This window comes from Xenorhabdus yunnanensis, assembly GCF_028598805.1.
Classification (GTDB): Bacteria; Pseudomonadota; Gammaproteobacteria; order Enterobacterales; family Enterobacteriaceae; genus Xenorhabdus; species Xenorhabdus yunnanensis.
Genome location: NZ_JAQRFI010000032.1, coordinates 35671 through 53646 on the forward strand (window position 1 = coordinate 35671; position 17976 = coordinate 53646).

19 protein-coding genes are annotated in these 17976 nt (G+C 43.0%); 7 read left to right on the forward strand and 12 right to left on the reverse strand.

What is annotated here, in order from left to right; genetic code table 11:
- Window positions 1-4: 4 nt before the first annotated feature.
- The 10 genes from atpA to asnC form a co-directional block, all read right to left on the reverse strand.
- A complete protein-coding gene (gene atpA, locus PSI23_RS13685; RefSeq protein WP_273555610.1) occupies window positions 5-1546 on the reverse strand; it encodes a F0F1 ATP synthase subunit alpha in 1542 nt (513 codons plus the stop codon).
- Between the two features lie 14 nt (window positions 1547-1560).
- The gene (atpH, locus tag PSI23_RS13690) at window positions 1561-2094 is read right to left on the reverse strand and encodes a F0F1 ATP synthase subunit delta (protein ID WP_086109482.1); all 534 of its coding nucleotides are present in this window, start codon (window positions 2092-2094) and stop codon (window positions 1561-1563) included.
- Window positions 2095-2106: 12 nt separating this feature from the next.
- Window positions 2107-2577 carry a F0F1 ATP synthase subunit B gene (gene atpF, locus PSI23_RS13695; protein WP_273555611.1) on the reverse strand — a complete coding sequence of 157 codons (471 nt, stop codon included), beginning with the start codon at window positions 2575-2577 and terminating at the stop codon, window positions 2107-2109.
- A gap of 55 nt (window positions 2578-2632) precedes the next feature.
- On the reverse strand, window positions 2633-2857 hold the full coding sequence (gene atpE, locus PSI23_RS13700; protein ID WP_370688885.1) for a F0F1 ATP synthase subunit C: 225 nt from the start codon (window positions 2855-2857) through the stop codon (window positions 2633-2635).
- Between the two features lie 58 nt (window positions 2858-2915).
- Complete coding sequence (gene atpB, locus PSI23_RS13705; RefSeq protein WP_273555613.1) at window positions 2916-3740, reverse strand: F0F1 ATP synthase subunit A; 825 nt, start codon at window positions 3738-3740, stop codon at window positions 2916-2918.
- 30 nt (window positions 3741-3770) lie between these two features.
- Window positions 3771-4148: a F0F1 ATP synthase subunit I gene (gene atpI / locus PSI23_RS13710; protein WP_273555614.1), complete on the reverse strand. Its 378-nt coding sequence runs from the start codon at window positions 4146-4148 to the stop codon at window positions 3771-3773.
- Window positions 4149-4758: 610 nt separating this feature from the next.
- Complete coding sequence (gene rsmG / locus PSI23_RS13715; RefSeq protein ID WP_273555615.1) at window positions 4759-5379, reverse strand: 16S rRNA (guanine(527)-N(7))-methyltransferase RsmG; 621 nt, start codon at window positions 5377-5379, stop codon at window positions 4759-4761.
- 11 nt (window positions 5380-5390) lie between these two features.
- On the reverse strand, window positions 5391-7280 hold the full coding sequence (gene mnmG / locus PSI23_RS13720) for a tRNA uridine-5-carboxymethylaminomethyl(34) synthesis enzyme MnmG (protein ID WP_273555616.1): 1890 nt from the start codon (window positions 7278-7280) through the stop codon (window positions 5391-5393).
- A 375-nt stretch (window positions 7281-7655) separates the two neighbouring features.
- Window positions 7656-8096, reverse strand: a complete 441-nt coding sequence (mioC, locus tag PSI23_RS13725) for an FMN-binding protein MioC (protein ID WP_273555627.1) — start codon at window positions 8094-8096, stop codon at window positions 7656-7658.
- Between the two features lie 90 nt (window positions 8097-8186).
- Window positions 8187-8648 (reverse strand): transcriptional regulator AsnC, encoded by a 462-nt coding sequence (gene asnC / locus PSI23_RS13730; protein ID WP_273555617.1) that lies wholly within the window; start codon window positions 8646-8648, stop codon window positions 8187-8189.
- A gap of 165 nt (window positions 8649-8813) precedes the next feature.
- Here asnC and asnA point away from each other — a divergent pair, with 165 nt between their 5' ends.
- The 7 genes from asnA to rbsR all read left to right on the forward strand — a co-directional run bounded on the left by asnA (window position 8814) and on the right by rbsR (window position 16038).
- Window positions 8814-9806, forward strand: coding sequence for an aspartate--ammonia ligase (asnA, locus tag PSI23_RS13735; RefSeq protein WP_273555618.1), 993 nt, complete (start codon window positions 8814-8816; stop codon window positions 9804-9806).
- A 332-nt stretch (window positions 9807-10138) separates the two neighbouring features.
- On the forward strand, window positions 10139-10558 hold the full coding sequence (rbsD, locus tag PSI23_RS13740) for a D-ribose pyranase (RefSeq protein WP_273555619.1): 420 nt from the start codon (window positions 10139-10141) through the stop codon (window positions 10556-10558).
- 7 nt (window positions 10559-10565) lie between these two features.
- On the forward strand, window positions 10566-12110 hold the full coding sequence (rbsA, locus tag PSI23_RS13745) for a ribose ABC transporter ATP-binding protein RbsA (protein ID WP_273555620.1): 1545 nt from the start codon (window positions 10566-10568) through the stop codon (window positions 12108-12110).
- A gap of 25 nt (window positions 12111-12135) precedes the next feature.
- Window positions 12136-13107, forward strand: a complete 972-nt coding sequence (rbsC, locus tag PSI23_RS13750; protein WP_273555621.1) for a ribose ABC transporter permease — start codon at window positions 12136-12138, stop codon at window positions 13105-13107.
- Window positions 13108-13132: 25 nt separating this feature from the next.
- Window positions 13133-14023: a ribose ABC transporter substrate-binding protein RbsB gene (gene rbsB / locus PSI23_RS13755; protein WP_273555622.1), complete on the forward strand. Its 891-nt coding sequence runs from the start codon at window positions 13133-13135 to the stop codon at window positions 14021-14023.
- An 81-nt stretch (window positions 14024-14104) separates the two neighbouring features.
- On the forward strand, window positions 14105-15034 hold the full coding sequence (rbsK, locus tag PSI23_RS13760) for a ribokinase (protein ID WP_273555623.1): 930 nt from the start codon (window positions 14105-14107) through the stop codon (window positions 15032-15034).
- A gap of 2 nt (window positions 15035-15036) precedes the next feature.
- Window positions 15037-16038: a ribose operon transcriptional repressor RbsR gene (gene rbsR / locus PSI23_RS13765; RefSeq protein ID WP_273555624.1), complete on the forward strand. Its 1002-nt coding sequence runs from the start codon at window positions 15037-15039 to the stop codon at window positions 16036-16038.
- 5 nt (window positions 16039-16043) lie between these two features.
- On the opposite strand, the gene mdtD is transcribed toward rbsR, so the two are convergent.
- Window positions 16044-17429 (reverse strand): multidrug transporter subunit MdtD, encoded by a 1386-nt coding sequence (mdtD, locus tag PSI23_RS13770; protein WP_273555625.1) that lies wholly within the window; start codon window positions 17427-17429, stop codon window positions 16044-16046.
- Between the two features lie 186 nt (window positions 17430-17615).
- The coding region (locus PSI23_RS13775; RefSeq protein ID WP_273555626.1) for a hypothetical protein at window positions 17616-17976 on the reverse strand (361 nt) is incomplete at its 5' end.

Here is a 17976-nt window from a genome sequence, read left to right on the forward strand (position 1 = left end):
AGTGTTACCAGGACTGAGTCGCCTTGAAGGATTCCAACAGAGATTTCAGCTTAGCTTCAATCTCTCCATTGTAATCACCAGACTGGTCAATCTCTTTCAGAAGATCAGCATGTTCACGGCTAGCATACGCCAACAGCGCAGCTTCGAAACTGACCACTTTCGCGATTTCGATATCTTCCAGATAACCACGCTCAGCAGCAAACAGGGACAGCGCCTGCTGTGCAATGGACATTGGCTGATACTGTTTCTGTTTCAACAGCTCAGTTACTTTCTGACCATGATCCAACTGCTTACGGGTTGCATCATCCAGATCAGAAGCAAACTGGGAGAATGCCGCCAGTTCACGGTACTGAGCCAGAGCGGTACGAATACCACCAGACAGTTTCTTGATGATCTTAGTCTGAGCAGCACCACCTACACGGGATACGGAAATCCCTGGGTTAACCGCTGGACGGATACCTGCGTTGAACAGAGAAGATTCAAGGAAGATCTGACCATCAGTGATGGAGATAACGTTTGTTGGTACGAACGCAGAAACGTCACCCGCCTGAGTTTCAATGATTGGCAATGCAGTCAGAGAACCTGTTTTACCTTTCACTTCGCCATTGGTGAATTTTTCAACGTATTCAGCGTTAACACGCGCTGCACGCTCCAGCAAACGGGAGTGCAGATAGAAAACATCACCAGGGAATGCTTCACGTCCAGGTGGACGACGCAGCAACAGAGAAACCTGACGGTATGCTACAGCCTGTTTAGACAGGTCATCGTAAACAATCAGTGCATCTTCACCGCGATCACGGAAGTATTCACCCATCGCGCAACCAGAGTATGGTGCCAGATATTGCAGCGCCGCAGATTCTGAAGCGGATGCAACAACAACGATAGTGTTTTCCAGTGCGCCGTGCTCTTCCAGTTTACGAACTACGTTAGCAATGGTAGATGCTTTCTGACCAATCGCAACATAGATACATTTGATACCAGAATTACGCTGGTTGATGATCGCATCAATGGCCAGAGCGGTTTTACCCGTCTGACGGTCACCGATTACCAATTCACGCTGGCCGCGGCCAATTGGGATCATGGCATCAACGGATTTGTAACCTGTCTGGACAGGCTGGTCAACAGATTGACGATCGATAACGCCCGGTGCAATAACTTCAACAGGAGAGAAGCCATCATTTTCAAGAGCGCCCTTACCGTCGATTGGTTCACCCAGCGTGTTAACAACACGACCCAGTAGACCACGACCAACAGGTACTTCTAAAATACGGCCAGTACATTTGACTTTCATGCCTTCAGCTAAGTCAGCATACGGACCCATCACAACTGCACCTACAGAGTCACGCTCTAAGTTCAGTGCAATTGCGTAACGATTGCCAGGCAGAGAGATCATTTCACCCTGCATAACATCGGCTAAACCGTGAATACGAATGATACCGTCGTTAACGGAAACAATCGTACCTTCATTGTGAGCTTCGCTCACAACATTGAACTGAGCAATACGCTGTTTGATCAGTTCGCTGATTTCGGTGGAATTCAGTTGCATATGCTCCAGTCCCCTTAAGACTGCAAGACGTCTGTTAAACGATCCAGACGGCCACGAATACTGCCATCGATCACCATGTCACCAGCGCGGATAACCACACCGGCAATAACAGACTTGTCAATTTTGCAATTCAGCTTCACTTTGCGTGACAGACGTTTTTCCATCGCCGCAGAAATTTTAGCCTGCTGTTGCTCATTCAGTTCGGACGCAGAAATCACTTCAACATCAATGGTTGATTCAAGTGACGCACGCAATTGGATAAATTGCTGGAAGACTTCTGGCAGTACCAGCAAGCGACCATTTTCTGCCATTACACGAATAAAGTTCTGAGCATGCTCATCAACCTGCTCACCACAAATGGTGATGAAGGTTTTGGCTAACGTTTCCGGTGCCAATGAACCGGAAAGCAGCTCACCAACCTGCTCATTGCAAGTGACTTCAGCTGTGAACGCCAGCATGTTTTGCCAGTGTTCAAGAGATTGGTGTTCTACAGCAAAGTCAAAAGCTGCTTTGGCGTAGGGGCGAGCTACCGTAGCAAATTCAGACATGCCCCTCCCTCCTTACAGTTCAGCGACCAGTTTATCAACGATGTCGCTGTTAGCAGCTTCATCCACGGAACGTTCGATGATTTTCTCGGCACCTGCGATAGCCAGCATCGCAACCTGTTTACGTAACTCTTCACGAGCGCGTTTGCGTTCAGCCTCAATTTCAGCGTGAGCCTGCGCTACAATTTTGTTACGTTCCAGCTCAGCTTCTGTTTTAGCGTCATCAATGATTTGGGCTTTTTGTTTATTAGCCAGCTCAATGATAACTTGCGCATCAGCTTTCGCTTTTTTCAGTTGGTCGGACGCATTGGCTTGCGCTAAGTCCAGGTTCTTTTTGGCACGCTCTGCTGAAGCCAAACCGTCAGCAATCTCTTTCTGACGTTTTTCAATGGCCGCCATGATTGGTGGCCATACATACTTCATGCAGAACAAAACAAACAGGACAAACGCGATGGCCTGGCCGAGGATTGTTGCGTTAATATTCACAGCACAATACCTCTATTTCAATTAATGAATCGGCGTAATTTTCAGTTCTGCTATTTTATTTAGTGCCAGTAGCGAACATCATATACAAGCCCAGACCCACAGCAATCATCGGGATGGCGTCAACCAGACCCATAACGATAAAGAACTGTGTACGCAGCAAAGGAATCAGATCAGGTTGACGAGCAGCACCTTCCAGGAATTTACCTCCAAGTATGCCGATACCGATCGCAGCACCAATAGCCGCCAAACCCATCAGAATAGCGGCAGCTATGTATACCATATGCATTTCCATGACAATCTCCAGTTTGTTTTAGTTAAAACATAATGATTGATAAAAATTAATGCTCTTCAGATGCCATCGACAGATAAACAATCGTCAGAACCATAAAAATAAAGGCTTGTAGCGTAATAATCAGTATGTGGAAAATCGCCCACGGCAGGCTAAGTAACCACTGTGACCAAAACGGTAAAAGAGCCGCAATAAGAATAAAGATCAACTCACCAGCATACATATTACCAAACAGTCGCAGACCGAGTGATATAGGTTTGGACAGCAAGCTGACCCCTTCCAGAATTAAGTTAATTGGAATAAACAATGGATGATTGAAAGGCTGTAATGCCAGCTCCTTCGAAAAACCACGAATTCCTTTCATCTTAATGCTGTAGAACAGAATGAGGACAAAGACACCCAAAGCCATCGACAAGGTGACACTGACATCTGCTGTTGGAACAATACGCAGAGCAGGCAAGCCGAAGAAGTGTTCACCGATTAAAGGAATAAAATCGATTGGCAGCAAATCCAATGCGTTCATTAGTAACACCCAGACGAACACAGTCAAAGCCAGAGGGGCAATCACTTTGCTCTTGCCGTGATACATATCACGCACAGTGTTATCAACGAAACCGATTACCATTTCTATTGCAGTCTGGAATTTCCCCGGCACGCCATCAGTGGCACGAACCGCGACTCTTCTGAATACAAATAGAAACAACATTCCTAATACGATGGAGAAAAAAAGCGAGTCAATGTTCAACGTCCAGAACGTCGCCTCATGACTCTTGTGAGGATCGACCAACTCAAAGGTACGCAAGTCCAACTGAAGGTGACTCAGATGATGACTTATGTAATCTCCCGGAGTTGAAACTTCTCCTGATGCAGACATGATGCTTTTACCCTTTTGTTGTTAAAAACGCTAACCGTTCATTACGGCAGGTGCGATGAGCTGCACAATCAGCACCGCTAAATAGGCCACACCAAGTGGTGCAAATGCCGCCTTGAACACTCCTAAAGCGACTATCAGCACGGTTATCGCAATGATAACCTTAATCCCTTCGCTAATCGCGAAAAACCATGCAATACGTACTGGAACCCCTTTTTCCTTTGTCTTTTGGAAGCGGCCAAGCAGCATAAAAATGGCATTTGGTAGCCAACACGCCAGCCCACCGACAAAAGCAGAAGCGCCCCACTCTATACTTTTGGTACAAAAAGCCACACTGAGAATAACAAAAGTCATTAACTGCAAAAATAACAGTTTCAGTACCATTCTACCGCTGTAAAGGGATACAGACATGACTTTTGTTTTCTCCCTGAGGTACGCCATCACATATCAGGCTTTGCTGAATGTTGTATAAAACTGGCTTTGCTTAAGAGTGTCAAGTGACAAAAACGTGCAAATTATACGGGCAGCCAAAATGAATTCAATCCATAAGTAGCGAAAAAGTGAATTATTATTTAAATTTCTAACTTTGGTGCTAGATCGCTCACAAATACCATTTAATATTCTGCAATGCTTAATGATATAACCTCAAAACTAAACGTGATACACATCACACTAAACAAAATTCATCAATTATATTTATCATTAAACATATGTTGGAAGTATTTTGTTTTTTTATTGAAAATCAACTAATTAATATTACACCTATAAAGTTTTATCTGGTATATCGATAAAAAAGGTTAGATGTTTATTTTACTTACTTTCCCTAAAGTTTATTTATAAAGAAAATCGATAACGATCTTTAGAAAGATAAATTCTTCCAATATAAAAATAACGTTGGTTTTCTGTGAACCATCAGTAAATAAATCTGAAACTATGGGAGGAGATAATTAGTAACGCCCGTTACATTTTAAATGTGGTTGGCATTACTAATTATTTAAGTTTTTATTGACAAACAGCAAAGTTAGTTTGATTTAAGTATTACCAGATGGCGTTGTTCATCCAATCCTGTGATCCGGAGAGGAATGACAGTATCAAGCACAATCCCCGTAGGCAATTGGGTCAATTCATCTTTCGGTAATACGCCTTTCAAGGCATAAAAACGTCCTTCAAGTGGTTGGGGAAGATGGCTACACCACGAGAGCATGTCTTGCAGTGAAGCAAATGCTCGGCTAATCACCCCATCAAAAGGTGGTTCAGGAATAAATTCTTCAACCCGGCTCTGTACAGGCTCAATATTGGTCAAACCTAATTCATGTTGAACCTGACGCAAAAAGCGAACTCGTTTTCCCAAACTATCCAACAAAGTGAAATGGGAATCTGGACGTACAATTGCCAGCGGGACACCTGGCAAGCCAGGACCTGTTCCCACATCAATAAATCGCGTTCCATGCAGGAATGGATTAACAACAATGCTATCCATAATATGCCGAACTAACATCTCTTCCGGATTTCGGACAGATGTCAGATTGTAAGCTTTGTTCCATTTATTCAGCATGTCAACGTAGGCAACAAGCTGCTGTTTTTGTTCCAGTGATAACTCAATATCCGTTTTCGCCAGCAGTGATTCCAATTTGTTAAGCAAAATTTGTCTCCTTAGGCGCTACGACGCAATAAACCTTGTTTTTTCAGCCATACCAGCAAAATAGAAATTGCGGCTGGAGTAATGCCTGAAATACGTGAAGCCTGACCAATTGAACTTGGTTTATGATCATTCAGTTTTGCAATAACTTCATTGGAAAGCCCGTTGACTTGTTGATAATCCAAATCAACTGGTAATGCTGTGTTTTCATTACGTAATTGTTTTTCGATCTCTTCTTGCTGACGAGCAATGTAGCCTTCGTACTTCACTTGAATTTCAACCTGATCAGCAGCTTGAGGCTCTGTCAGTCCGGGTGAAAAACGTGGTAATGAAGTCAGTAATTCATAATTCATCTCAGGACGACGCAGCAGATCTTCAGCATTGGCTTCTTTTGATAACGGTTTTTTCAACATTTGGTTGATATCCGCTAGGTTGTCAGAATTAGGATGGACCCAGATATTGCGCAGACGTTGGCGCTCCTGCTCGATCATTTCAACTTTGCGGCAATAATATTCCCAACGGAGATCATCAATCAAGCCAAGTTTACGACCTTGTTCAGTCAGGCGAAGATCCGCATTATCTTCACGCAGCATCAAGCGATATTCAGCACGGGATGTAAACATGCGGTACGGCTCTTTAGTACCGAGCGTACATAGATCGTCGACCAATACGCCAATATAAGCCTGATCACGACGTGGGAACCAACCTTCTTCACCATTGGCATAACGTGCAGCATTGAGGCCAGCCAGTAACCCTTGTGCAGCAGCTTCTTCATATCCTGTAGTGCCATTGATTTGACCAGCAAAGAACAGACCGTGGATAAATTTACTTTCCAGAGTTTGTTTTAAATCGCGTGGATCAAAGAAATCGTATTCGATCGCATAACCAGGACGAATGATGCGGGCATTTTCCATGCCTTTCATGGAATGAACTATTTGCATCTGAACATCAAATGGCAGACTGGTCGAAATTCCGTTTGGATAGACTTCGTTACTAGTTAATCCCTCTGGTTCCAAGAAGATCTGGTGAGCGTTACGATCCGCAAAACGCATAACTTTGTCTTCAATGGAAGGACAATAGCGAGGGCCTATCCCTTCGATGATCCCTGCATACATTGGACTGCGATCCAAATTATTACGGATCACTTCATGGGTTTTTTCGTTGGTATGTGTGATGTAGCACGGGATCTGCCGTGGGTGTTGATCAATGTTACCCATGAATGAAAATACTGGCGTTGGATTATCGCCCAGTTGCTGTTCAAGCTGACTAAAATCAATAGTTCGTGCATCAATGCGAGGTGGTGTACCTGTTTTTAGGCGAGCTACGCGCAAAGGTAATTCACGTAAACGATGAGACAATGAGATCGCCGGAGGATCTCCTGCTCGCCCTCCACTGTAATTTTCCAATCCGATGTGAATTTTTCCATCAAGGAAAGTCCCTACAGTGAGAACCACAGATTTAGCTTTGAATTTCAATCCCATACGAGTAACAACACCTGTAACGGTATCATTTTCAACAATGAGATCTTCAACTGGCTGCTGGAAGATCATTAAGTTAGGTTGATTTTCCAATGCTGTTCTTACTGCTTGTCGGTAAAGAACTCGATCCGCTTGTGCGCGTGTTGCTCGAACAGCAGGGCCTTTGCTGGCATTGAGTGTTCTAAACTGAATCCCAGCTTGATCCGTGGCTTTTGCCATTAGGCCACCAAGTGCATCGATCTCTTTTACCAGATGCCCTTTACCGATCCCACCAATGGCTGGATTACATGACATCTGGCCCAAAGTATCAATATTGTGAGTCAGTAGTAAGGTTTGACGCCCCATACGTGCGGAGGCCATCGCTGCTTCAGTACCGGCATGGCCCCCGCCGATAATGATGACGTCAAAGTGCTCTGGATAAAACATGTGTGAACCTTCAATTGTGAAAATGCTTCATATGCATTGGGGAGAGAATTCTACTCAAGTTTGGACCTAAGACCAAGAGGTGTGAGATCATCATTATTTAAAATAAGATCTTTTTATTTAAAGATCTCTTTATTAGATCTTTTATTAGGATCGCTATCTTCTGTGGATAAGTGGATTTTCCATATAAAGATCATGATGGTGTAAAGGATCATTTGCTGTGAATGATCCGTGATCCAACCCAGTATAAGCTGGGATCTAAAAGCCGAGTTATTCACAGCCACTAGAATGATGCTGGGTTATTAAATGGATAACTACGGGTTAACCCCTGCTTTTCAGATGAGTTATCCACAGTTGATCGTTATATTTTTAATCGGATCAGAGTAACTTAGCCCACTCTTTAACCCATTTTTCGGCCGGATCTTCAGGAATTTCGTGTTGCAGAATGTCTATTTCCAATCGATCCCCGATCCGTTTTGCTCCGAGATCCTCCAATAAACGTTCCAGAGATCTTATTGCACCACAGAATGTGTCATATTCGGAGCTGCCAATGCCGATAGCACCAAATGTGATATTACTTAGATCGGGTTGCTGTTGTGTGATCGCATCTGCCAGAGGCTGGAGATTATCAGGTAAATCGCCAGCTCCATGCGTTGAAGTAACCACAATCCACAATCCTTCAAGGGGAAGATCTTCCAATGAGGGACCATGAAGCATTTCCGTTGAAAACCCGTCATTTTCTAAGATCTCAGCTATATGTTCTGCGACGTATTCAGCGCTACCCATTGTACTGCCGCTGATTAAGGTTATCGTGCTCATCATGATCCTTGCTAAATTAAAGAGCAGCTATTGTACGCTGTGAATCTATTGGGATCTACCTGTGGATAATGTGGTTAACTGGTTTCTGCTTTACGGTTTTATTGTCCTTATTATCGGGTTTTGCAGGGAGATCAATGTTTCTGTTGACTGGATCTCGTCAATAGTCTGTATCTTGTTGATAAGTACGTCCTGAAGAGCTTCGATAGATCGACACATGACCTTAATGAAAATGCTGTAGTGTCCTGTGGTGTAATAAACTTCAACGACTTCATTAAGCATATCGAGTTTCTTTAATGCAGCCGGATAGTCTTTTGCGCTTTTCAATATGATGCCGATAAAGCAGCACACATCGAACCCCAATTGTTTGGCACTAATATCAACCCGAGTCCCTGTGATGATCCCTGATTGCTTCATTTTTTCTACACGGACATGAATTGTTCCTGGGCTTACCGCGAATTTTTTGGCTAATTCTGCGTAAGGTGTACGAGCGTTTTCCATTAAAGCGTGAAGTATGTCACGGTCTAAATTATCGATCTGATAAATTTCTGCCATTTTCAATCCCTATTTTTGAATAATATTCATTTTTATAGTCTAAAAATTATCGTTTGTAGATCTTATTCAATATTTTTATTATCAGATATTGAATTTGTACCTCATTTTGTTGCTTAATCTATACCAACAGGACACAGGGTCACTAAAAATTTTGAGATCAGCATCATGAAAACATCCTTCATTGAAAAACAGCAGCAGATTAGTTTTGTGAAATCATACTTTTCCCGTTTGCTGGAGAAACAACTTAGTTTAATCGAAGTTCAAGGACCTATCTTGAGCCGTCTTGGTGATGGTACTCAGGATAACTTGTCTGGCCATGAAAAAGCGGTTCAGGTGAAAGTGAAAACTTTGCCGGATGCTACATTTGAAGTGGTTCATTCTCTGGCGAAATGGAAACGCAAAACATTAGGTCGCTTTGGTTTTCAGGCTGAACAAGGATTGTATACCCACATGAAGGCTCTGCGTCCTGATGAAGATCGCTTGACTCCTATCCATTCTGTCTTTGTTGATCAGTGGGATTGGGAGAAAACGATGGGTGAAGGTCAGCGTTCACTCGACTATTTAAAACAGACAGTAGGCAAAATCTACGAAGCAATAAAAGAAACACAACAAGCAGTAAGTAAGGAATTTGGTCTGGCACCGTTCCTGCCAGATCAAATTCACTTTATTCACAGTGAAGAGCTTCTGAAACGTTACCCTGATCTGGATGCTAAAGGTCGTGAGCGTGAGGCCGCTAAAGAGTTTGGTGCGATTTTCCTGATGGGTATTGGTGGTAAATTGTCTGATGGTCAGGCACATGATGTACGCGCGCCGGATTACGACGATTGGACGACACCAAACAGTGATGGTTTCTTTGGTCTGAACGGTGACATCATTGTCTGGAACTCAGTTTTGCAGGATGCTTTTGAAATTTCTTCAATGGGTATCCGTGTTGATGCAGAAACTTTGCAACGTCAGCTTGCGCTGACTGGTGATGAAGATCGTCTGCAATATGATTGGCATCAGGCGCTGATTAAAGGTGACATGCCGCAATCTATTGGTGGCGGTATAGGGCAATCCCGTTTGGTGATGTTGTTGCTGCAAATGGCACATATTGGTCAGGTTCAGTGCGGTGTTTGGTCACCAGAAATCATTGAATCCGTTGAGGGCGTACTCTAAGTTTTAATTTAGCCATCTTCTCCATGAACGGTTTGTAATCCCGGTATTAAAATGCCAGATATGATCAAATATCCGCATAATACCGGGTTTTTCATTTTTGCATAATCGATCATTAGTTGTTCTTTTACCTGTTCTAAATTATTGAGCTTCAATAAGAGAATTAAAAAATCGATTCAGCCTAACCTATTCAATAAGTTAGTTTTTTTTCTTTACTTACCTTCTTCTTAAACGTTTCTATGATGATCACATTTTCGTATCAATCGTGTTGTCTTTAGTATTTAGCTTTATATGATGACTGATTAGCGAAACGTTTCGCTAAGAGGCGTATAAAAATGAAAAAAGGTGTTTTATTACATTCTGGTATTTCAGCCGTTATTTCTCGTTTGGGGCACACTGATCAGATTACAATCAGTGATGCGGGGTTACCTATCCCGTCGTCTACCCAGCGAATTGATTTAGCGCTAACCCAGGGAACTCCCGATCTGTTATCTGTTTTTGATGTTGTTGTTCAGGAAGTACAAGTTGAAGCGGCCATTTTGGCCACTGAAATTATTGAACACAATCCGCAAATACATGAGCAAATCATCAAGCGTATTGCTGATCTCGAAATACAACAGGGAAATCCAATTGCGATAAAGTATGTCAGTCATAGCATTCTGAAAGCGAAAACAGAGAAGAGCAAAGCAGTTATTCGTACGGGAGAATGTTCTCCTTATGCCAATATCCTGCTTTGCTCTGGTGTAACTTTCTGAGGATATTATGGAGCCATTACTGGAGTTAAAGGAGATTGATAAGACTTTCCCTGGGGTAAAAGCGTTGTCAGGGGCAGCGTTACGTGTTTATCCAGGGAAAGTGATGGCGTTAGTCGGAGAAAACGGTGCCGGCAAATCCACGATGATGAAAGTCTTGACTGGTATTTATAAAAAAGATGCTGGCACGATCTGCTATCTTGGACAAGAAGTGGCTTTCTCCGGTCCTAAATCGTCTCAGGAATCGGGTATTGGCATTATTCATCAAGAGTTAAACCTCATCCCTCAATTAACGATTGCTGAAAACATTTTTTTGGGACGTGAATTCGTCAATAAATTGGGCGTCATCAACTGGAAAAAAATGTATGAAGAAGCCGATAACTTGTTGAGGCGTTTAAATATCCGCTACAGCAGCTATCGGCTTGTTTCTGAATTGTCCATTGGTGAGCAACAAATGGTAGAAATTGCCAAGGTGCTGAGTTTCCAATCCAAAGTCATCATTATGGATGAACCTACCGATGCCCTGACTGATACCGAAACTGAATCCTTATTTCATGTCATACGGGAACTGAAAGCGCAAGGATGTGGCATTGTCTATATATCCCATCGTTTGAAAGAGCTTTTTGAAATTTGTGATGATGTGACGGTATTACGCGATGGGCAATTTATTGGTGAACAGCCCATTAATGCTCTGAACGAAGAGCAATTGATCGAAATGATGGTGGGGCGAAAGCTAAAGGATCAATACCCACGTTTGGATCTACCGAGAGGTGAAAAACGACTGGAAGTTGAAAACCTCTCTGGATCGGGGATCAATAATGTCAGTTTTTCCCTGTTTGGTGGAGAAATTCTGGGGATCTCCGGATTGATTGGCTCTGGTCGTACTGAACTGATGAAGGTGATTTATGGAGCTTTGCCAAAAACTGAAGGTAAGATCTTGCTCGATGGCAAACCTCTGACGATCCGCAATCCACAGGAGGGACTCACCAATGGCATTGTCTATATTTCTGAAGACCGTAAGCGTGATGGATTAGTTTTACAAATGTCGGTCAAAGAGAATATGTCCCTCACTGCATTATGCTATTTCAGCCGAAATTCTTGTCTTTTGAATCACTCCTCAGAACAAAAATCCGTTGCCGACTTCATCAAGCTGTTCAATATAAAAACACCCTCAATGGAACAAACTGTAGGTCTGCTTTCTGGCGGTAATCAGCAGAAAGTTGCGATTGCCCGTGGATTAATGACTCGACCAAAAATATTGATTCTTGATGAGCCAACCAGAGGCGTAGATGTAGGGGCGAAAAAAGAAATCTATCAGCTTATCAACCAGTTTAAAAAAGAAGGCTTGAGCATTATTTTGGTTTCTTCTGAGATGCCTGAAGTAATGGGAGTGAGTGACCGTATCCTAGTCATGTATGAAGGTAATATCAGCGGGGAATTCGACGCCAAAGGTGTTTCTCAGGAAGCATTGATGGCCGCTGCTGTTGGTAAGCAATATATAAGCAAACAACCTATTGGTACACAATCTATCGACAAGCAAAATACGGCTAATTAAAAGAGAATGGTCAAGGATAATGGATATGAACTCTAGTACAGCGCCAGCCTCCCGACGTTGGTTTACTAAAACGTGGTTGATGGAGCAAAAATCACTCATTGCGCTCTTATTGTTGATTGCTGTGGTTTCTTTCCTTAGCCCCAATTTTTTCACATTGAATAACTTATTCAACATCCTCCAGCAAACTTCTGTCAACGCTATCATGGCGGTTGGAATGACGTTGGTTATCCTGACATCGGGAATTGATCTATCTGTTGGTTCTCTGCTGGCTCTGACAGGAGCTATGGCGGCATCAATGGTAGGAGCAGACATCAATGCTTTGCTCGCTGTTGCTGGTGCTTTGGTATTGGGGGCTGCAATTGGGGCTTGTACAGGTGTGATTGTTGCGAAAGGCAAGGTTCAGGCATTTATTGCGACATTGGTGATGATGTTATTACTGCGCGGAGTGACCCGGGTTTATACCGATGGGAGTCCGATTAATATGGGGTTCAGTGACAATGCGGAGCTGTTTGGTTGGTTTGGTATTGGGCGTCCATTAGGAGTACCTACACCTGTGTGGATTATGTTACTGGTGTTTATCGCTGTTTGGTTCATTCTTCATCACACTCGTCTTGGCCGTTACATCTATGCATTAGGCGGAAATGAATCTGCGACACGTTTATCAGGTATTAATGTTGATAAAATAAAAATAATTGTTTATTCCCTATGTGGTCTGTTGGCTGCACTGGCCAGCATTATCGAAGTTGCCCGATTATCTTCTGCTCAACCCATGGCTGGAAGTGGTTATGAACTGGATGCCATTGCAGCAGTCGTACTGGGTGGAACCAGTTTGGCAGGAGGCAAAGGGCGCATTGTTGGTACGTTGATTGGTGCGCTGATCTTAGGCTTTTTAAACAATGGATTGAACTTGTTAGGAATTTCTTCCAACTACCAAATGATCGTCAAGGCAGTTGTGATTTTACTTGCGGTCTTGGTTGATAACAAAAGTAGTAAATAACCTCACCCTACAGGAAAAAAACAACATGAAAATGAAGAAGCTGGCAACCATTCTCTCCGTCATGGCATTAAGCGCCACCATGAGTGCTAATGCACTGGCGAAAGATAGCATTGCATTGGTTATTTCAACTTTGAATAACCCCTTCTTTGTCACAATGAAAGATAGCGCACAAAAAGAGGCTGATAAGTTGGGGTATAACCTGATTGTGCTTGATTCTCAGGATAACCCGGCAAAAGAGTTGGCCAATGTACAGGATTTGACGGTTCGTGGCATAAAATTGATGTTAATTAATCCAACCGACTCGGATGCCGTTGGTAATGCAGTGATCATGGCAAATAAGGCGAATATTCCGGTTATCACTCTTGACCGTTCAACGTATAAGGGCAATGTTATCAGCTATATTGCCTCCGACAGCCGTTCAGGCGCCAAAATGGCAGCTGATTTTATCGCTGGAAAATTAGGTAATGATGTCAAAGTCATTCAATTGGAAGGTATTTCAGGAACTTCAGGTGCGCGTGAACGTGGTGAAGGTTTTGGTCAGGCAGCCCAAAAACACAAATTCAATATGTTGGCTAGTCAGCCCGCTGACTATGATCGTACAAAGGGAATGAATGTCATGCAAAACCTGCTGACAGCTCATCCGTCAGTACAAGCTGTTTTCGCTCAAAATGATGAAATGGCTCTTGGTGCATTGCGAGCGTTGCAGACAGCCGGTAAAGAAGATGTGCTGGTTGTCGGATTCGATGGTACTGACGATGCTCTTAAGGCTGTACAGAGCGGTAAATTGGGAGCAACGATCGCACAGCGTCCAGATCAAATTGGTATCATCGGTGTTCAGACCGCGGACAAAGTGTTAAAAGGTGAAAAAGTTGACGCCACTATTCCGGTTGAGTTGGAATTAGTTATCAAAAAATAATTAGCATTACGATGTAGCTATCGAGATTGGTGGCTGCATCGTTGTTGAGCAAGTAATAGCAGCTGAACAGGAATAAATGTAATGAGTATGGCAAAATTGGTGGTGATGGGCAGCATCAATGTAGATCACATATTGAATCTCGATTCTTTTCCTCAACCAGGTGAAACAGTGAAAGGAGAACAGTATAGGGTTGCATTTGGAGGAAAGGGCGCAAATCAGGCAGTTGCTGCTGGTCGTTGCGGTGCTGACATTATATTTATTGCTTGCGTTGGCCAAGATGATATCGGTGCACGGATTTACCAGCAGTTGGCGAAAGATAATATTAATACCTCCTCAATTGAAATTATTGAAGGGGAAACAACGGGCGTTGCTCTGATTTTTGTTAATCAGCAGGGTGAAAATGTCATTGGTATTAATGCAGGGGCGAATAGGAGTTTAACCCCAGATTATTTCCTCCGCCATGACCACGTGGTCAAGGATGCTGATGCATTACTATTGCAGCTCGAAACACCATTGGAAACTGTACAGCTTGCTGCTGAAACGGCCAAGAAACACCATACTAAAGTGATCTTGAATCCAGCGCCAGCACAGCACATTTCAGATCGGCTGCTTTCGTTGGTGGATATCATCACTCCAAATGAAACTGAAGCAGAGTGCCTGACCGGCATTGTTGTCAAAGATGATGTTGGAGCGGAAAAAGCAGCTCAGGCCTTACATGATAAAGGAATAGAAACGGTTATTATCACATTGGGTAGCCGAGGCGTATGGCTGAGTGAGAAAGGTAATAAAGGTAAAATTGTTCCCGGATTTAAAGTAAAAGCGCTCGATACAATTGCTGCAGGGGATACATTTAATGGCACCTTGATAACGGGATTGCTGGAAGGAAAAGAAATGTTGTCAGCGATCCGTTTTGCTCATGCAGCGGCTGCGATTGCAGTGACACGTCAGGGAGCGCAGCCTGCGATTCCGTGGCGAAATGAAATTGATGCATTTCTATCTGAACAGGATTAACTGTGGCTACCATGAAGGACGTTGCCCGTCTGGCGGGCGTCTCAACATCAACTGTTTCTCATGTGATTAATGACAATCGTTATGTCAGTGAGAGCGTGAAAAAGAAAGTCAATGCAGCGATTGAGGAATTGAATTATGCCCCGTCTGCTGTGGCAAGAAGCTTGAAAATCAAGCAAACTAAAACCATTGGTATGTTGGTTACGGCCAGTGATAATTCCTTTTATTCAGAAGTTGTCAGAAGTGTTGAAAGCAACTGTTACGAACGGGGATATAGTTTAATTCTGTGTAATACCGAAGGTAACGTTACCCGTATGGTTCGCAGTATGGAAACCTTGCTACAAAAGCGTGTTGATGGCCTGTTAATCATGTGTTCTGAAACTCAGCGCCCACCCAGTAACGTCCTGCGCCGTTATCCATTGATTCCGATGGTAATCATGGATTGGTCTCCTTTTGATATCTGCAATGACATTATTAAGGATAATTCCCTACAAGGGGGAGAAATGGCCACCAATTATCTGATCAGTCGAGGCTTTCGCAAAATTGCCTGTATCACTGGCCCACGAGATAAGACACCTGCCTGCCAGCGTTTGGCTGGATATCAAAAAGCGATGCAAGAAGCTGGGCTGGAGATTCCCGTTGGATATGAAATCTACAGTGATTTTGAGTTTGCTGGCGGATTGTCATCAATGAAGCAACTACTCCAATTATGTGAACCACCGGAAGCCTTATTTGCGGGTAACGATGCTATGGCGATTGGAGCTTACCAAGCCTTGTATCAACAGGGGCTTTCTGTACCGGATGATATCTCCATTATCGGATATGACGATATTGCAATCGCACCTTACTTGATTCCTCCGTTGACAACCATCCATCAACCAAAAGATGAATTGGGTAAATTGGCGATTGATAGCTTGCTTTATAGAATGGATCATCCAGAAAGTGAGCCAAAACAACTGATTTTGACGCCTGAATTAATCGAGCGAAGTTCTGTCGCCTGCCGTTAATCAGTTTATTTCTTCTTAATTAAGTTATTGCCGTCTTCTTTATTCAGTAATAGGAAAACAGTAGAAGAAATCAAGGTAATCACTCCCATCGTAATCAAAGTATAGTGAAAATGGCTCACGGCTGAGCCATACCCTATTGACTCATAAAACCGCAGGGCTGCCGCACTGACGGTTACCCCAAAGCTGATAGATAACTGTTGAGTAACTGCTAGCAGGCTATTACCGGCACTGGCATTGTTATCATTCAGATCACCCAGGGTGATTGTGTTCATCGCTGTAAACTGTGTGGACATCACCATTCCCAATATAAAAAGAGGAATTATTAAAAATGCGATAGGGAGTTCCGGTGTCTGTAGTGAAAATTGCGAAATCATTACACCGATAATAATTGTGACCCAAATAAGCGTATTTCTATATCCAAAACGAGTCAGTATCTTGGTGACAAAAGATTTGGCTAAAATTGAACCAATTGCGTTCGGTGCCATCATTATTCCTGCAATCACAGCTGAAAACCCAAACCCCATTTGCAACATCAAAGGAATAATAAATGAAAGCGATCCCGTACTTAGTCGAGTAGCAATATTGCTGGCGATGCCAATTGAAAATGTACGTGTTTGGAACAACTGGAGATTAATGAGAGGATTTGGATGTCTTTTAGCATGGAAAACATATCCCGCTAGCATGATGATACCACTAGAAAATAAAGCGAGAGGAATATAGCCAGAAAATGAGTTATGCCCAAATAAGTCAAAGCTGACTGAAATCACTACCAAGCCTATACTAAACAACATAAATCCCAGAAAATCGAAAGGGCATTTGGGCATGGTTAAATTGGGCATATTCTTTTTGGCATAAATGATACCCAATAAACCAATGGGAATATTAATGATAAAGATCCAATGCCATGTTGCATAGGTCACTAACAACCCACCAAACATTGGACCCAAAATCGGACCCAGTAATCCTGGCATGGTGACAAAGTTCAGAATAGGTAACAGTTCGCTACGCGGATATGTTCTTAGCAAAGCCAGACGAGCAACAGGCATCATCATAGCTCCACCTATACCTTGAATAATTCTGGATATAACTAAGGAGGGGAGATTGTGCGATAGTGCACAAGCAAGCGAGCCTAAAGAAAAGAAAGAAACAGCATAAATGAATACCGTACGAGTGCCAAATCTATCAGCGAGCCAACCGCTTACGGGAATTAGCATCGCTACAGTTAAGGTATAACTGACAATAGCAGGCTGCATTGCCAGTGGAGAATGATTAAGACTTTTAGCAATTGCCGGTAGTGCAGTGTTAAGAATTGTGGCGTCTAAAGACTGCATAAAAAAAGCCATGGCCGCAATCCAAGGTAACCCCGACATACTGCGTGCAGATTTAACCATTAGATATCCCGTTTATTTTTTATGATAATTAGTGAATACGTAATATTTTAATACATTAAACTCAAACTATTTTTGGTTACTAATAAATCAATCACATCATCCAAGGTCGATTGACTGTTGTTACAGGCTGTTATAGACAATCGCACTAACAATCGTTGTATGCCACATGGATTTAATGATTGTTGTCTAAAACGTCAATTTTAGAATAAAAAAAGCGCGAAATGGTCGATTTTGTTGAAAAAAAACACGAACAGAAAAAAAATCGAAAAAAACTCTTGTCACCGCCGGAAAACTCCCTATAATGCGCCACCACTGACCGACGCTGAGCTGAGACACGCCGCGGCGGGCAGCGAAGAAAAGCGAAAATAAGCGCTTGACTTCGGAGGCGAAACGCGTAAGATACGCAGCCTCGCAACCCGGAAGCACTTCCCGGTTGCCCCGCTCTTTAACAATTGAATCAGACAATCTGTGTGGGCACTCGCAAGACACTATCCACGCCGAAAGGCGAAAAAGATACCAAGTCTTGAAGAGTGACTGAACAGTTAAT

What these genes read in the sequence shown, in the direction of transcription:
- atpA (WP_273555610.1), bottom strand. Translation starts at nt 1,546, where the DNA reads ATGCAACTGAATTCCACCGAAATCAGCGAACTGATCAAACAGCGTATT.
- atpH (WP_086109482.1), bottom strand. Translation starts at nt 2,094, where the DNA reads ATGTCTGAATTTGCTACGGTAGCTCGCCCCTACGCCAAAGCAGCTTTT.
- atpE (WP_370688885.1), bottom strand. Translation starts at nt 2,857, where the DNA reads ATGGTATACATAGCTGCCGCTATTCTGATGGGTTTGGCGGCTATTGGT.
- atpB (WP_273555613.1), bottom strand. Translation starts at nt 3,740, where the DNA reads ATGTCTGCATCAGGAGAAGTTTCAACTCCGGGAGATTACATAAGTCAT.
- atpI (WP_273555614.1), bottom strand. Translation starts at nt 4,148, where the DNA reads ATGTCTGTATCCCTTTACAGCGGTAGAATGGTACTGAAACTGTTATTT.
- mnmG (WP_273555616.1), bottom strand. Translation starts at nt 7,280, where the DNA reads ATGTTTTATCCAGAGCACTTTGACGTCATCATTATCGGCGGGGGCCAT.
- mioC (WP_273555627.1), bottom strand. Translation starts at nt 8,096, where the DNA reads ATGAGCACGATAACCTTAATCAGCGGCAGTACAATGGGTAGCGCTGAA.
- asnC (WP_273555617.1), bottom strand. Translation starts at nt 8,648, where the DNA reads ATGGCAGAAATTTATCAGATCGATAATTTAGACCGTGACATACTTCAC.
- asnA (WP_273555618.1), top strand. Translation starts at nt 8,814, where the DNA reads ATGAAAACATCCTTCATTGAAAAACAGCAGCAGATTAGTTTTGTGAAA.
- rbsD (WP_273555619.1), top strand. Translation starts at nt 10,139, where the DNA reads ATGAAAAAAGGTGTTTTATTACATTCTGGTATTTCAGCCGTTATTTCT.
- rbsA (WP_273555620.1), top strand. Translation starts at nt 10,566, where the DNA reads ATGGAGCCATTACTGGAGTTAAAGGAGATTGATAAGACTTTCCCTGGG.
- rbsC (WP_273555621.1), top strand. Translation starts at nt 12,136, where the DNA reads ATGAACTCTAGTACAGCGCCAGCCTCCCGACGTTGGTTTACTAAAACG.
- rbsB (WP_273555622.1), top strand. Translation starts at nt 13,133, where the DNA reads ATGAAAATGAAGAAGCTGGCAACCATTCTCTCCGTCATGGCATTAAGC.
- rbsK (WP_273555623.1), top strand. Translation starts at nt 14,105, where the DNA reads ATGAGTATGGCAAAATTGGTGGTGATGGGCAGCATCAATGTAGATCAC.
- mdtD (WP_273555625.1), bottom strand. Translation starts at nt 17,429, where the DNA reads ATGGTTAAATCTGCACGCAGTATGTCGGGGTTACCTTGGATTGCGGCC.